The organism is Quatrionicoccus australiensis, assembly GCF_020510425.1.
Lineage (GTDB): Bacteria > Pseudomonadota > Gammaproteobacteria > Burkholderiales > Rhodocyclaceae > Azonexus > Azonexus australiensis_A.
The window spans coordinates 1822493-1836836 of the sequence record NZ_JAHBAH010000001.1 but is presented as its reverse complement, the minus strand read 5'-3'; the positions used below and the strand labels follow the sequence as shown (position 1 = coordinate 1836836).

The 14344-nt window shown below is 62.9% G+C and carries 14 protein-coding genes; 11 read left to right on the top strand and 3 right to left on the bottom strand.

Annotation, left to right across the window (positions count from 1 at the left end; all coding sequences use genetic code 11):
• The first annotated feature begins 74 nt into the window (after nucleotides 1-74).
• From KIG99_RS08785 to KIG99_RS08760, 6 genes are all read left to right on the top strand, one after another.
• A complete protein-coding gene (locus tag KIG99_RS08785; RefSeq protein WP_226459819.1) occupies nucleotides 75-617 on the top strand; it encodes a Spy/CpxP family protein refolding chaperone in 543 nt (180 codons plus the stop codon).
• 136 nt (nucleotides 618-753) lie between these two features.
• On the top strand, nucleotides 754-2043 hold the full coding sequence (locus KIG99_RS08780) for an alpha/beta hydrolase family protein (RefSeq protein WP_226459818.1): 1290 nt from the start codon (nucleotides 754-756) through the stop codon (nucleotides 2041-2043).
• Nucleotides 2044-2136: 93 nt separating this feature from the next.
• A complete protein-coding gene (locus tag KIG99_RS08775) occupies nucleotides 2137-3573 on the top strand; it encodes an efflux transporter outer membrane subunit (RefSeq protein ID WP_226459817.1) in 1437 nt (478 codons plus the stop codon).
• Nucleotides 3570-4859, top strand: coding sequence for an efflux RND transporter periplasmic adaptor subunit (locus KIG99_RS08770; RefSeq protein WP_226459816.1), 1290 nt, complete (start codon nucleotides 3570-3572; stop codon nucleotides 4857-4859). The genes KIG99_RS08775 and KIG99_RS08770 overlap by 4 nt, the downstream gene beginning before the upstream one ends.
• Before the next feature lie 64 nt (nucleotides 4860-4923).
• Nucleotides 4924-5628, top strand: a complete 705-nt coding sequence (locus tag KIG99_RS08765) for an ABC transporter ATP-binding protein (RefSeq protein ID WP_226459815.1) — start codon at nucleotides 4924-4926, stop codon at nucleotides 5626-5628.
• Entirely contained in the window at nucleotides 5619-6827 is a 1209-nt protein-coding gene (locus KIG99_RS08760; RefSeq protein ID WP_226459814.1) for an ABC transporter permease, read from the top strand. Before KIG99_RS08765 ends, KIG99_RS08760 begins: the two co-directional genes overlap by 10 nt.
• A 135-nt stretch (nucleotides 6828-6962) precedes the next feature.
• Here KIG99_RS08760 and KIG99_RS08755 read toward each other — a convergent pair whose 3' ends face one another.
• The 3 genes from KIG99_RS08755 to KIG99_RS08745 form a co-directional block, all read right to left on the bottom strand.
• Nucleotides 6963-7592, bottom strand: coding sequence for a hypothetical protein (locus KIG99_RS08755; protein WP_226459813.1), 630 nt, complete (start codon nucleotides 7590-7592; stop codon nucleotides 6963-6965).
• Nucleotides 7593-7679: 87 nt separating this feature from the next.
• Nucleotides 7680-7943, bottom strand: coding sequence for an HNH endonuclease (locus KIG99_RS20870; RefSeq protein WP_226461804.1), 264 nt, complete (start codon nucleotides 7941-7943; stop codon nucleotides 7680-7682).
• Nucleotides 7940-9060 (bottom strand): IS3 family transposase gene (locus KIG99_RS08745; RefSeq protein ID WP_226458267.1). Its coding sequence is split into 2 segments (ribosomal slippage): nucleotides 7940-8808 and nucleotides 8808-9060, totalling 1122 coding nucleotides; the frame shifts between segments, so codons are not numbered across the junction. The genes KIG99_RS20870 and KIG99_RS08745 overlap by 4 nt, the downstream gene beginning before the upstream one ends.
• A 704-nt stretch (nucleotides 9061-9764) precedes the next feature.
• On the opposite strand from KIG99_RS08745, the gene KIG99_RS08740 reads away from it, so the two are divergent.
• Genes KIG99_RS08740 through KIG99_RS08720 form a run of 5 tightly spaced genes read left to right on the top strand, consistent with a single transcriptional unit; the run spans nucleotide 9765 to nucleotide 14284 of the window.
• On the top strand, nucleotides 9765-10061 hold the full coding sequence (locus tag KIG99_RS08740) for a YkgJ family cysteine cluster protein (RefSeq protein WP_226459812.1): 297 nt from the start codon (nucleotides 9765-9767) through the stop codon (nucleotides 10059-10061).
• Nucleotides 10062-10094: 33 nt separating this feature from the next.
• Complete coding sequence (locus KIG99_RS08735) at nucleotides 10095-10919, top strand: undecaprenyl-diphosphate phosphatase (RefSeq protein WP_226441523.1); 825 nt, start codon at nucleotides 10095-10097, stop codon at nucleotides 10917-10919.
• The gene (locus KIG99_RS08730) at nucleotides 10916-11485 is read left to right on the top strand and encodes a YqiA/YcfP family alpha/beta fold hydrolase (protein ID WP_226459811.1); all 570 of its coding nucleotides are present in this window, start codon (nucleotides 10916-10918) and stop codon (nucleotides 11483-11485) included. Before KIG99_RS08735 ends, KIG99_RS08730 begins: the two co-directional genes overlap by 4 nt.
• Nucleotides 11486-11492: 7 nt before the next feature.
• Entirely contained in the window at nucleotides 11493-13397 is a 1905-nt protein-coding gene (locus tag KIG99_RS08725; RefSeq protein ID WP_226459810.1) for a ribonuclease catalytic domain-containing protein, read from the top strand.
• Nucleotides 13394-14284, top strand: a complete 891-nt coding sequence (locus KIG99_RS08720; RefSeq protein WP_226459809.1) for an energy transducer TonB — start codon at nucleotides 13394-13396, stop codon at nucleotides 14282-14284. Before KIG99_RS08725 ends, KIG99_RS08720 begins: the two co-directional genes overlap by 4 nt.
• The last annotated feature ends 60 nt before the right edge of the window (nucleotides 14285-14344 follow it).

The following is a 14344-nucleotide window of genomic DNA, read 5'->3' as shown; positions in this document are numbered from 1 at the left end:
CGTGTTGATAAGAGTATTCGTCCTGTCGCAACGCCGCTTTTGCCGGCTTGCTTATCCCTCGAAAGGAACAGGACATGAACAAGATCAGCTCCCCCACTTTGAAACGTTTTCTCGCTGCTGCCGCGCTGGCGCTGGCCGTGCCGCTGACGGTCTCGGCAGCGCCCGGGCCGCAGGGTGACTGTGCCGGCATGGAGAGTCGTGGCGCGCATGGCAAGCGCGCCGGCGGCATGGAACGGATGGCGCAGGGCGGTTCGGAGTCGCCGATGCATGCTTTGCGCGGCGTTAATTTGAGCGAGGTGCAGCGCGACAAGGTGTTCGAGATCATGCATGCGCAGGCCCCGGTCATGCGCGAGCGGGCCAAGGCCGAGCAGAAGGCCAATGAAGAATTGCGCAAGCTGGCCGCCGCGCCTGATTACAGCGAAGCGAAGGCGCGTGCGCTGAGCGAGGCGATCGGCAAGGCGGCCGCCGAAGCGGCGCTGGCCCGGGTCAAGGTGGATCGCCAGATCGCCGACGTCCTGACCCCGGAGCAGCGCAAGCAGCTGGCCGAAGCCAAAACCCTGCCGGATGCGCCGCGCAGTCCGGTTGGCGAAGGGCGCAATCCGCCGCCGGTGCGCTGAGACACAGACGGCAGCCGTGCGCTGCCGCCAGCATCAGGGGCTGCCTGGGCAGCCCTGATTTTTGCCCTTTCCGGCCGGTCGACCGTTGGTCGGCGCCTGATTTGCCTTCGTCCTGGCCGCATTCAAGAAAGCCGCCATGCTCGCTTCCTGGTCCTACTCCTACGCTCCGCTGATGCCCGGCTTCGGCCGGCCGCAGGAGCATGTTGCAATCCTGCTGCTGCTCGTCATGAGCCTGCTGCTCGGTGCCTGCACCGCACCACGCCGGGCGCCGCCGGCTGAAGATGCAGCTGTGCATCGCTACGCCGAGCGCGCCTACCAGCCTGAAGTCCGGCATGGCTTCGACAGCTTCAGCGAGCATTGGCCGAGCGGTGATCCCGCCGCGCCCGCGCCTGTCCCGGTCAGTCTGCTGCTGCCGCGCGGCAGCGGCACGCATCCGCTGATCGTCTATCTGCCCGGTCTGGGCGAGCCGGCCGACGCCGGCAAACAGTGGCGCAGTGCCTGGGCCGAAGCGGGTTACGCCGTGCTCGCCCTGCAACTGCCGCGTTTTGCGCAGATGCCCGGACGCTATGCCAAGGACGCCGATTACACGGCGCTGGCGCGCGAGAACTACGCAACGGCGGCGCTCAACGAACGCCTGCGCGCGGTCGGCTGCGTGCTTATTGAGCTCAAAAAGCGGGTCGACCGGCGGGAAGCGCCGTATGACCGCATCGATACGGCGCAGCTGGTATTTGCCGGCTACGATCTTGGCGCCCAGACGGTGCAGGCGCTGGCCGGCGAAAAAATGCCCGGCGTGGTTCTGCCGGCATTGCCGCAGGCGCCGCGCGCGGCCATCGTGATCAGTCCCTATGCCAGTGCCGGCGCGGGTCTGGCGCGGCGTTTCAGCGATGTTCGCCTGCCGGTGCTGCTCGCGACGGCAAGCGAAGACAGCGACAGCTTCGGCGTCGTGACGGCGCTGAGTGTGCGCACGGCGCCCTATACCTACATGCCGGCTGGCGACAAATACCTGTTGCTGCTCGCCGGTGGTTCGCACCGCGCCTTGTCGGGCGATACCCGGCGCGGCGGTGGGCTGGATGACGTCGCCGAGCCGCGTCAGGCCGATGCCGGCGGCCGCTCGAGAGGCGGTCCGGGGGGCGGCATGCCGCCCGGCGGCGCTCAGGGTGGTCCCGATGGCGGCATGGGCGGCGGCATGGGCAGCGGGCGCGGCGGTCCCGGCGGCGGGATGGGCGGTGGTGCGGGTGAGCGGCCGGGAAGTGCCGGCATGAGCCGGCAGGCTGTACCGGACAATCCGCGGCATGCGGTCGCCGTGCAGCGCGTCAGCGTCGCCTTTCTCGATGCCATCCTGCGCCGCGATGCGCTTGCCGGCGAGTGGCTGGAGCGCGATGCCGAGCGCTGGCTGGGCGAGCTTGGCGAGTTGCGGCGCAAATGAGATGCCGGCGTCTTTACCCGGATTTACATCCGTATCCGTCCGGCAGCGCGCCTGCATCCGGAAAATACGCCTTCGACCTCGTCTGACTGAATCATGAAATACCGACAAACCCTGCTGGCCGCCAGCCTCTCCCTTCTGCTCGGCGGTTGTTCGCTACTGCAGCCACTGGTCGGGCCGGATTACCGCCTGCCTGAACTGCGCCTGCCGCAAAGCTGGCTGCGCGCCGAACCGGCCGCCATGGCCGCCCCGGCCGTCGATCCGGCGACCTGGTGGCGGCAACTGAACGACCCGCAACTGGACGGCCTGATCGAAGCCGCATTGCAATCCAGCCTCGATCTGCGCGCCGCGCAGGCCCGATTGCGGCAGGCGCGCGCCAGCCGCAGTCAGGCGGTAGCCGGGCTGGCGCCCAGCGTCGGCGCCTCGGGCGGCGCTTCGCGCAGCAAGAGCGCCAGCGAGATTGCGCCGAACGCGACGGTCAACACGCTGTATCAGGCCGGTTTCGACGCCAGTTGGGAGCTTGATCTGTTCGGCGGCACGCGGCGCGGCATCGAGGCGGCGAATGCCGATCTCGCGGCCAGCCAGGCCAGTCTCGACAACACGCGCGTGTCGCTGGTCGCCGAGGTGGCACGCAACTACGTCGAACTGCGCGGCTACCAGCAGCGTCTGGCGATTGCCCGCGCCAATCTGGCCAGTCAGGCGGAAACCCTGCAGATCACGCAATGGCGCAACGAGGGCGGGCTGGCGAGCAGTCTCGACGTCGAGCAGGCGCGCACGACGCGCGAGCAGACGCGGGCGAGCATTCCCGATCTGCAGAACGGTCTGGTCGCCGCCGAAAACCGGCTGGCCATTCTGCTCGGCCGGCAACCCGGCGCGCTGCAGGCCGAACTGGCCGCGACGAAACCCTTGCCGCTGGCGCCGGACAGTGTCGCGGCCGGCATCCCGGCCGATGTGCTGCGCCAGCGCCCGGATCTGGTCGCTGCCGAGCGCACGCTGGCCGCCGAAACGGCGCGCGTCGGGCAAAAAATCGCGGCGCGCTTCCCCAGCCTGACGCTGTCCGGCAGCTTCGGCTGGCAGGCTTACGGCCTGTCGGCGCTGGGCGGCAGCGGCACCCTGGCGCGCTCGCTGGCCGGTTCGCTGGCGGCGACGCTGTTCGACGGCGGTCGACTGCGCGCCCAGGTCGAAATCCAGAACGCGGTGCAGGAGCAGGCGCTGATTTCCTACGAATCCGCGGTGTTGACCGCGCTCGAGGAAATCGAGAACAGCCTCTATGCCTACGCGCAGGCCCGCGAGCGGGTGAGCGCCCGGCGCGCCGCGGCGGAGGCGGCCCAAAACGCCGCACTGCTGGCGCGCAGCCAGTACGAATCCGGCCTCGCCGACTTCCAGAAGGTGCTGGAAACCGAACGCACCCGGCTGACGGCCGAAGACAACCTGGCGAGCGCCGAAACAACGGTGCTGACCAGTCTGATCACTCTCTACAAGGCGCTGGGCGGCGGCTGGCAACAGCCCGCGGCCGGCGAAGGCAAAGCATGACCCCGACCGACAATTCCACCGAAGCGCTCAACGCGCTGCTCCGCAACGCCCTGCCGAAAAGTGGCGGCAACCGTCTCAAACGCTGGGGCCTGCCGGCGGCCGGCCTGTTCGTCGCCATCGTGGCCGGCTTGCTGCTGGCCGGCGGCAGCAAGGCGCCGACCGGCCAGTTTGTCAGCGAAGAGGCGGTCAGCGGCAAGCTGCTGGTCACCGCCTCGGCGAGCGGCACGCTGCAACCGACCAAGTCGGTCGACGTCGGCTCCGAACTCTCGGGCACGCTGGCCAGCGTGCTGGTGCTCGAAAACGACGTGGTCAGGAAAGGCCAGTTGCTGGCCCAGCTCGATACCGCCAAGTTGAGCGATTCGGTTGCCAAGTCGCAGGCGGCACTGGCCGCGGCCGAGGCCGGCGTTGCGCTGGCGCAGGCGACGGTCGCCGAAAGCCGGGCTTCGCTCAGCCGCATGCAGCGCGTCGCCGAACTTTCCGGCGGCAAGGTGCCGGCCAGGAGCGAACTCGATACCGCTGAAGCAACGCTGGCCCGTTCCATCGCCAGCGAGGCGAGCGCCCGGGCCGATGTCGTGCAGGCGCGGGCAACCCTGAAAACCGACGAAACCAATCTCGGCAAGGCGACCATCCGTTCGCCGGTCGATGGCGTCGTGCTGACCCGCAAGGTCGAGCCCGGCCAGACCGTGGCGGCGGCGATGACGACGCCGGTGCTGTTCGTGCTGGCCGAGGATCTGTCCAAGATGGAATTGCAGGTCAAGGTCGACGAGGCCGATGTCGGCAACGTGAAAAACGGGCAAAAAGCGACGTTTACCGTCTCGGCCTGGCCCGGCCGCAAGTTTCCGGCGTTGATCAAGCGCGTCGGCCTCGGCTCGACGACGACCGACAACGTCGTCACCTACAAGACCATTTTGCAGGTCAATAACGACGATCTGGTACTGCGTCCGGGCATGACGGCGACCGCCAGCATCGTCACCGCCGAGCGCGAAAACGCGCTGCTCGTGCCCAACGCGGCGCTGCGCTTCACGCCGCCCGGCGTCGGCGGTGCCCAGATGCCGGAGCGCAGCTTCCTGTCGCGCATGCTGCCCGGCCCGCCGCCCAGCCCGGCCAAGTCGAAGCCGGCCGCGCCCAGCGGCGGCGAGGCGCAGGTCTGGGTACCGGGCGAAAACGGCCCGCAGGCAGTGGCGATCAAGACCGGCGTCAGCAACGGCCGCCAGACCGAGGTGCTTGGTGGCGAGTTGAAAGCCGGCATGGCGGTGATCACCGATTATCAGGAGATGAAGAAGTGATTTCGCCCTTTTTTACCGGTCGACCGCTGGAAATGCCGGTTTTTGCCGCGCCGGGAGAGGTTGCGTGAGTGCACCGCTGATCGAACTGCGCGCCATCACCAAGACCTACGGCACCGGCCAGACGGCGTTTCAGGCGCTGGGCGGCGTGGACCTGAAGATAGCCCCAGGCGAGTTCGTCGCCGTCATGGGGCCGTCCGGCTCCGGCAAGTCGACGGCGATGAACCTGCTCGGCTGCCTCGATACGCCGACTTCCGGCGAATACCTGTTCCGCGGCATCCACGTCGAACAGCTCGACCGCAACCAGCGCGCCCTGTTGCGCCGCCAATGCCTGGGCTTCGTCTTTCAGGGCTTCAACCTGCTGGCGCGCACCTCGGCGCAGGAAAACGTCGAACTGCCGCTGCTCTACCGCGGCGAACCGGCCGAAGTGCGCCACGCCGCCGCGCGCGCCGCGCTCGCCAAGGTCGGCCTCGACGGCTGGGAAACGCATACCCCGGCCGAGTTGTCCGGCGGCCAGCAACAGCGCGTCGCCATCGCCCGCGCCATCGTCACCAATCCGCTCGTGCTGCTTGCCGACGAGCCGACCGGTAATCTCGACAGCAAGCGCAGCCACGAGATCATGGAGTTGCTCGGACGGCTGAACAGCGAACAAGGCATCACCATCATCATGGTCACCCACGAACCGGACATGGCGCAGTACGCGCGGCGTATCGTGCATTTCGTCGATGGGCTGGTGGACAGCGACAGCGCAGCGGAGGCCACATGCTCCTGAACGCACTCCTGCTCGCCCTGCGCGAGATCCGCCGCAACCTGCTGCGCTCCTTCCTGACCGTGCTCGGTATCGTGATCGGCGTCGGTGCGGTGATCACCATGGTGACGCTGGGCAACGGCGCGACCAAGATGGTTTCCGACCAGATTTCCAGTCTCGGCAGCAACCTGCTCATGGTCATGCCCGGCCAGCGCCTCGGTCCGGGCCGCGACAGCGCCGGCGCGCCCAAATTCAAGATCGCCGACGTCGAGGCCATCCAGCAGCAGGTCAATGGCCTCAAGGCCGTCGCGCCCGTGGTCGGCAGCGCCGTGACGCTGGTCGCCGGCACGCAGAACTGGTCGTCGACGGTGAACGGCACAAGCAACGACTATTTCATCTCCGGCAACTGGAAAATCGCCGCCGGGCGCCAGTTCAACGAGGACGAGGAACGCGCCGGCAAGGCAGTCTGCGTGATCGGCAATACGGTCAGGAAGGAGCTGTTCGGCGCCGGCAATCCGGTCGGCAGCAGCATTCGCGTCAAGACCTTCGACTGCGAGGTGATCGGTCTGCTCGTCGCCAAGGGCCAGGGCGGCATGGGGCAGGATCAGGACGACACCGTGCTGATGCCGTTGCGCACCGCGCAACGCCGGCTGACCGGCACGCTCGACATCGGCAACGTCATGGTCTCGCTCAAGGACGGCACCAATTCGACGGTCGCCATTGCCCAGCTGCGCAGCCTGCTGCGCGAACGCCGCAAGCTGGCCGAAAACGCCGATGACAATTTCAACGTGATGGACACCAAGCAGATCGCCGAAACGCTCTCCGGCACCATCGGCACGATGACCGCGCTGCTCGGCGCGGTCGCCGCGGTCAGCCTGCTGGTCGGCGGCATCGGCATCATGAACATCATGCTGGTCTCGGTCACCGAACGCACCCGCGAAATCGGCATCCGGCTCGCCATCGGCGCGCTGGAAAACGAGGTGCTCTGGCAATTCCTGATCGAAGCCGTCGTCCTCTCCGCCTTCGGCGGCCTGGTCGGCATCGCCCTCGCCTTCGTCGCCTGCCTCGGACTGTCCACGCTGATGCACATGCCCTTCCTGTTCAACCCGGCGATCAACCTGACCGCTTTCGGCTTCTCGGCAGCCATCGGCGTGATCTTCGGCTACGTCCCGGCCCGCCGGGCGGCACGGCTTGATCCGATCGAGGCCTTACGGCATGAGTAAGGTGGGAAAATCAGGTTTTTGGGGCAGTTGACCGGTGGGCGGGCGGAGTGCTGCCGTAGCCGAGTTTTCAAAGCAGACGCTCAGGAAAACGCTTGAGTTCAGTGGCCGTCAAAGGTAGTTCGCTGGAATGATGGGCTAGACAACATCGGCGAATACAGTTTGAAGTACATGTTCTACGCTTCCCGCGTGACATGCGATATCACCTGTTATGAAGTGGTCGTGACCTTCGTTTTCCTCAAATTCATAGCTTTCCCGAAAATCTATGTAAGCGTCAGAATGAAGTTCGATTCCGATACTGCGAATCTTCTGGAACACATGAACCGCACAATTGAAAATGCACGGGTTGATATTGACAACGTTTCCGTACCATTTCAGAGCATTCCTAACCAAAGGTTCATCTTGCGTTTTTCGCTTTTTCTCGATGCCTCTAATCGATTTCTCTACAAGTCCGCTAGGTACAAGGCACAAAAATAATAGGTCCGTCAATATTGGTGGTAAATCCCGCGAAGCAACCACTCTGATTTCGCTGCGAAGTTCTTCTTCATGATGGAACAGATTTCTCAGCGCCTTCAACGCAACAAACTCCTTGAGATCGAAGAGGTCGGCGTTACATGTCTTCTTGAGCTTGTCGTTAAGGCTATGAAGCGCATTCAGCAAATTAAAAAGCGTATCAACATCCGGTGCAACGCAATGTGCCTCATAGGCTCTAAAGAATCGATCAGCGGCACTAGCGACTACCGATTGTTCGCTGTGGTTGGTTTTCATGGTCTTGTCCAACGTTAAGGTAAGCAGCCTCAAGCGGTGTTTCGCGCGATGTCCGTGTGACCGTAGAATTAGGTCGAATATGAGTCTTCACCACAGATCGCACCGTGTATGCATAAGGTTATGGGAAAGGTATCCGGCACGATGTAGAGCGGCCTTTCTGTCCGGTGGTAACTTCACAAGCGATGGTTCATATCCGTAGTGCAGACCGGCCAAATGATACAACTCGGGACTCAATTCATCTCCGAAGCTTTGATTGCAAGGCTCGCATAGTGTGACCATATTCCTGCTGCTAGTCTCTCCGCCGGTTGAGTAGGGCGATACATGCTGAAGCCGACGTCCCCCCGTTTTCAGTAGCAGAGGGCTTTAGAGTCCGGGGGTAATTTACCTGATTTCTGGGTGAGTGATTTTGCATAGGCTGCGGGCGTCAAACCGCCCAGGGATTTTTTCGGTCGCTCCTCGTTGTACTCGCGGCGCCAGCCTTCGATGACGACCTGGGCATGGCGCAGGCTGGTGAACCAGTGCTCATTCAGGCATTCATCCCGGAAACGCCCATTGAACGATTCGATATAGGCGTTCTGATTCGGCTTGCCTGGCTCAATGAGAAAGAGTTGGACGCCACGGGCATGCGCCCAGGTCAGCATGGCCCGACTACAGAACTCCTTGCCGTTATCCGTCCGAATGGCCTTGGGCAAGCCTCGCGTCTTGGCCAACTGATCGAGCGTTCGGGTGAGTTGCATGCCGCCGATTGCGCGTTCCGGAACAATCGCGACCGCTTCATGCGTCGCATCGTCGACAACGGTCAGGCTTTTGATGACTCGCCCTTCCGCCGTCCGGTCGAACACGAAATCCATTGACCAGACCTGATTGGCGGCCGAAGGGCGCTCTAGTGGGTGACGATCCGACACCGGAATCTTCTTCCGCTTTCGCCTTCTCACTTGCAGACCGGCCTCGGCGTAGAGCCGATCCACCCGCTTGTGATTCACCACCAGGCCGGCCTGCCGCAGCTTCAAGTAGATCATCCCGGCACCGTAGCGCCGATGACGTTGGGCGAGCGTGACGATCTGCTCCTTCAAAGCAGCATTGCGATCCGCCGCCGGCTGGTAACGGAATGAACTCGGACTCATGCCAACGAACCGCAATGACTTTCGCTCGCTGAGCCCCTCGTCGATCAGGTAGCGCACCAGATCACGTCGTGACGGTGCGCTCACCACTTTTTTCGCAGAGCTTCCTTAGCGATCTCGTTTTCCAGCATCGTTTCGGCCAACAGCTTCTTCAAGCGCGTGTTTTCCGTTTCGAGCTCCTTGAGCCGCTTAGCGTCCGACACGCTCATTCCGCCAAACTTGCTGCGCCAGAGGTAGTAGCTTGCCTCTGAGAAGGCGTGCTTGCGGCACAACTCCGCTATCGGCATTCCTGCTTCTGCTTCCCGCAGGAAGCCAATGATCTGTTCTTCGGTGAATCGCTTCTTCATGTCCAATCTCCTTGTCGTGGTGAATTGGACTCTAAAGTCAGGCGCTACTCAATTCCGGGGGGACGTCGAAGCGTCAACTTTTCTTCGGCTCCGCAAACCAAGCAATGTCCGCCATCTCGAGCATGAATCTCTTTCTTGGCTTGACCTCGATATGAGCGCTTTAGAGCACCGGGAGAAGCAATTTCGATGTCCGTATATGATCCCTGTGCTGAATGGATGCACCTATGCTGCTTAAGCCACTGAGGCATGTAAGTTCTCGCGAATGCGGGCTCAACTAATGCCCATCCGTGAACATAAATCCAGACTCGATAAGCCTCAAGTGTATCGATGAAACGAGCTGTTTGGCCAAGCTCTTTCAATGCCTTTGAGAAACCATCTATCTGCGCGAGAGATGGCTCACGGATTTCGAATCGATCATCGGTTGATGGCCTACCAAGCGTGAAGGTACTGAAATATGCATAGCCTCCACACACTTGTCGCAGATCGAATGCATATGCCATTTTTATTTAAGTTCTCATATTGATAATCGAAAACCATACCAATTCAAAGTAACCGCTTGATTCATTATGAGTAGTCTCTAGCAGACTACCCGCATGTGGGATGATAGTACGGACCAGCGGATGTTTTTTATGCGAAAAGCAATAACGCTTGGACGAATGGCTGTAATGGAGGCAAATCTTAAACAGCCGCTCCTGGCCGATAGCATGCCTCCCCCTTTCTGCGACAATACCCGCGTGCCCCAAGTCCGCGAATCTCCCGTACTCGATTGCCGCCCCAGCTGCGGTGCCTGCTGCATTGCGCCGTCGATTTCTTCGCTGGACAAGCCGGCTGGCGTGCCGTGCCGGCATCTGGATGCGGATTTTCGTTGCCTGATTTTCGGTCGACCGGAGCGGCCGGCCTGTTGCGGCGGCTTGCAGCCGTCGGTGGAAATGTGCGGCGAATCGCGTGAGCAGGCACTGCACTGGCTGGCGAATCTGGAGGCGGCAACCCGTCCGGAATAGTAGAATGCGGCCTCCCAACACTGGCTGCATCCCATGGACGCGATTCTTCTCCTGAAAGCCCTGATCCTCGGCATTGTCGAGGGGCTGACCGAATTTCTGCCGATTTCCTCGACCGGGCACCTGATCCTGGCCGGCGATCTGCTCGATTTCAACGACGATCGCGGCAAGTTGTTCGAAATTGTCATCCAGTCCGGTGCCATCCTGGCGGTGGTCTGGGAATACCGGGCGCGTCTGCTCACGGTGGCGCGCGGCGCCTTGAACGAAGCTGCGGCACAGAAATTCATCCTCAACCTGTTTGTTGCCTTCCTGCCGCTCGCCGTGCTCGGGCTAGCCTTCGGCAAGGCGATCAAGGCCAATCTGTTCAACCCGTATGCGGTGGCGACGACCTTCATCCTGGGCGCCTTCGTGATTCTCTGGGCGGAAAAGCGCGAGCATAAAATCCGGGTCCAGACGGTAGACGAAATGAGCCTGCTCGATGCGCTGAAGATGGGGCTGGCGCAGGCGGTGGCGCTGATTCCCGGCACCTCGCGCTCGGGCGCGACAATCATCGGCGGCCTGCTGTTCGGGCTGTCGCGCCAGGCGGCGACCGAGTTTTCCTTTTTCCTCGCGATCCCGACCCTGAGTGTGGCGACGGCCTATCAGCTGTACAAGGAGCGCGCCCTGCTCAATGCCGACGATCTCGGCATGTGGGTGGTCGGCTTCATTTCCGCCTTCGTTTCGGCCTTCCTCTGCGTGCGCTGGCTGCTGCGTTACATCTCCAGCCACGATTTCACGGTGTTCGCCTGGTATCGCATCGTTTTCGGCATTGTCGTGCTGTTGACCGCCCAGTTCGGCTGGGTCGAGTGGTCGGCACATTGAAATCGCCCGGCATCATCTATCTGCACGGTTTTTGTTCTTCGCCGGCCTCGTGGAAGTCGCGCCTGCTCGAAGCGGAGATGGCGCGGCGCGGGCTGGCGGAACACTTTGCCTGCCCGCAACTGTCGCCGGTGCCGGATGAAGCGATGGCTGCCGTTTCGGCGCTGATCGAAGCCGCCGATGGCCCGTTGACGCTGGTTGGCTCGTCGTTGGGCGGGCATTACGCCAATCATCTGGCGGAGAAATACGGCTTGAATGCCGTGCTGATCAACCCGGCAACGGTCGACCGCCTGGATCTGGGCAAATTCGTCGGCGAGCATGCCAACTTCCACAGCGGTGAACCCTTCGTTTTCACGGAAAACCATGCGGCACAACTGAAGGCGCAGGTCGGCCGGCCAACGCCGGCGCGCTACTGGGTGCTGCTGGAAGAGGGCGACGAGGTGCTCGATTACCGGCTGGCGCAGTCCTTTTACGCCGCTTGCCGGCAAACGGTCTTGCCGGATGGCGACCACGGCTTCACGAAGTTTCCTGATTTCGTGCCGCAAATCATTGAATACGCTGGGTTATAATCCGCCGATGAATGTATTGTTCGAAGAAGATGGCGGCTTCAAGGCCGGCAATGTGATGGCCGACAACGACAGCTCGTTGCAGGTCGAGTTGCCGACGGGCAAGCGCAGCAAGATCAAGGCGGCAACCGTGTTGCTGCGGTTCGAGAAGCCCTCGCCGGCGGCCCTGCTGGAGCAGGCTGCGCCGCTGGCCGAAGAGATCGAACCGGATTTCCTCTGGGAGTGTGTCAACGATGGCGAATTTTCGTTTCTTGATTTTGCCCGTGATTACTACGGACACGAGCCCAACCCGGTCGAAGCGACGGCGGTGCTGCTTGCCGTGCACGCCGCGCCCGTCTATTTCCATCGCAAAGGCAAGGGCCGCTTCCGCAAGGCGCCTGCCGACATTCTCGCAGCTGCTCTGGCCAGTCTTGAAAAAAAGCGTCAGCAAGCGCTCACGGTTGAAAGCTGGATCGCAGAACTGAAGGAATTCCGGCTGCCGGCGGCGATCGGTGCGCTCACCGATGCGCTGCTCTACGCGCCGGACCGCAACAAGCCGGAAACCAAGGCTTTCGAGACGGCCTGCGCCGAACTCGGTCTGTCGGCGGCGCAGATGCTGTTCAAGTGCGGCGCGATCAAGTCGGCCTACTTCCTGCACTACCGCCGCTTCCTGCACGAGCAGTTCCCCAAGGGCGTCAATTTCCCGGCGCTCGATGCGCCGAAATTGCCGCGCGACCTGCCGCGCGCCGACGTGCGCGCCTTCTCGATCGACGATGCCAACACCACGGAAATCGACGACGCGCTTTCCGTCGTCAAATTGCCCGGCATCGGCTCACGCATCGGCATCCACATCGCCGCGCCCGGCCTGGCCATCGAACACGGTTCGCCGCTCGATGGTGTGGCGCGTGCCCGCCTGTCCACGGTTTACATGCCGGGCAACAAGATCACCATGCTGCCCGATGCCGTGGTCCAGAACTACACGCTGGCCGGTGGTGTCGATTGCCCGGCGGTGTCGCTCTACCTGACGGTCAACGACTCGCTGGAGATCGTTTCGCACGAATCGCGGCTGGAGATGGTGCACATCGCCGCCAATCTGCGCCATCACGAAATCGAGCCCTGGTTCAACGCCGAAACCATCAACGGCCCGCTGCCCGATGCGCCGTTCAAGGACGAACTGGTGCATCTCTGGCATTTCGCCAATGCCTGTGAAGGTCGCCGCGGCAAGCCGTCGGCGATGCAGGGCATCAACGACTACAACTTCGAGATCGTCGGCGATCTGGCCGATCCGGACGCGTGTACCGTCGGCATTTCCGAAAGGAAGCGTGGCAGCCCGCTCGACAAGCTGGTTGCCGAACTGATGATCGTCGCCAACTCGACCTGGGGCGGCCTGCTCGCCGAGAAGAACGTCGCCTGCCTGTATCGTGCCCAGACGCAGGGCAAGGTGCGCATGACGACCTCGCCGCTGCCGCACGAAGGTCTGGGTGTGCCGCAATACGCCTGGATGACTTCGCCGCTGCGCCGCTACTGCGATCTGGTCAATCAATGGCAGCTGATCGCCTGTTTGAAGGGCGAAACCCCGGCTTTTGCCCAGAAATCGGCCGAATTGTTCGGTGCCATGCGCGATTTCGAGCTGACTTATGCCGCCTACGCCGATTTTCAGCGTCAGATGGAGCGTTACTGGTGCCTGCGCTGGCTGCAGCAGCACGACATCACGGAAATCGACGCCACCGTCCGCCGCGAGCAGAGCGTCAAGCTCGACCATCTGCCGCTGCTGTTGCGCGTGCCGTCCCTGCCCGGCGATTTGCCGCCCGGCCAGCGCGTGCGTTTGGCCGTGGAAAGCATCGACCTGCTGGCACCGGAAGTGAGCTGCCGTTTCGCCAGTTTGCTGGGTGATACGACGGCTGCCGAAGAGGCGGTGGAGGACGAGGCGCCGTGAAAGCGCGCAACGCCAGCCTGCGGCAACGTGTGACCTCCGTGTTTTCGGATGTGTCGCCGTTGGCGCTCGGCATCGGCGTGTCCGTTTTCCTGCACGCCGCCGTGCTGGCCGTGCAGTTCCAGTTTCCGGATGCCGCCAGCGCAATGCGCGAAAAGGCGCTCGATATCATCCTGGTCAATGCCAAATCGGCGAAGAAGCCGCACGATGCGCAGGCGCTGGCGCAGAGCAATCTCGACGGCGGCGGCAATACCGATGAAAACCGGCGCGCCAAGACGCCGCTGCCGCCGACGCAGCAGCAAGTGGTCGGCAACGATATCCAGCAGATGCAGCGCCGCGTGCAGGAGCTGGAAGCGGCACAGCAGAAGATGCTGGTCCAGGCACGCAGCCTGCACAAGGTGGCGACCGGCCAGACGAGCAGCGAGCAGCCGACGCCGGTGCCCAGCCTGAGCGGTCTCGATCTCGCCGAGTCGGCGCGCGCGATGGCCCGCCTGGAGGGCGAAATCAACAAGTCGGTCGATGAGTACAACAAGCGGCCGCGCAAGAAGTTCATCGGTGCTCGCGCCGAGGAGTACCGTTTTGCCCAGTACATCGAGGACTGGCGGCAGAAGATCGAGCGCATCGGCACGCTGAACTATCCGGATGCGGCGCGCGGCAAGTTGTACGGCACGCTGGTGCTGACCGTGATCATCACCGCCGATGGCCATGTTTCACGCGTCGATATCAACCGTTCTTCCGGTCACAAGCTGCTCGATGACGCGGCGCGCCGCATCGTCCAGATGGCTTCGCCCTATTCGCCGTTCCCGCCGGATATCCGGCGCGATACCGATGTTCTCGAAATCACCCGCACCTGGTATTTTGCCCAGGGCGATCAGCTCTCCGCCAAGTGAGCGCCGGCCGCCGGGCGCGTCCTGCTGCGGTCATCCAGTCAATCAACCTTGTTAGTTACC

What these genes read in the sequence shown, in the direction of transcription:
- KIG99_RS08775 (WP_226459817.1), top strand. Translation starts at nt 2,137, where the DNA reads ATGAAATACCGACAAACCCTGCTGGCCGCCAGCCTCTCCCTTCTGCTC.
- KIG99_RS08780 (WP_226459818.1), top strand. Translation starts at nt 754, where the DNA reads ATGCTCGCTTCCTGGTCCTACTCCTACGCTCCGCTGATGCCCGGCTTC.
- KIG99_RS08785 (WP_226459819.1), top strand. Translation starts at nt 75, where the DNA reads ATGAACAAGATCAGCTCCCCCACTTTGAAACGTTTTCTCGCTGCTGCC.
- KIG99_RS08760 (WP_226459814.1), top strand. Translation starts at nt 5,619, where the DNA reads ATGCTCCTGAACGCACTCCTGCTCGCCCTGCGCGAGATCCGCCGCAAC.
- KIG99_RS08740 (WP_226459812.1), top strand. Translation starts at nt 9,765, where the DNA reads ATGCCTCCCCCTTTCTGCGACAATACCCGCGTGCCCCAAGTCCGCGAA.
- KIG99_RS08770 (WP_226459816.1), top strand. Translation starts at nt 3,570, where the DNA reads ATGACCCCGACCGACAATTCCACCGAAGCGCTCAACGCGCTGCTCCGC.
- KIG99_RS08735 (WP_226441523.1), top strand. Translation starts at nt 10,095, where the DNA reads ATGGACGCGATTCTTCTCCTGAAAGCCCTGATCCTCGGCATTGTCGAG.
- KIG99_RS08725 (WP_226459810.1), top strand. Translation starts at nt 11,493, where the DNA reads ATGAATGTATTGTTCGAAGAAGATGGCGGCTTCAAGGCCGGCAATGTG.
- KIG99_RS08755 (WP_226459813.1), bottom strand. Translation starts at nt 7,592, where the DNA reads ATGAAAACCAACCACAGCGAACAATCGGTAGTCGCTAGTGCCGCTGAT.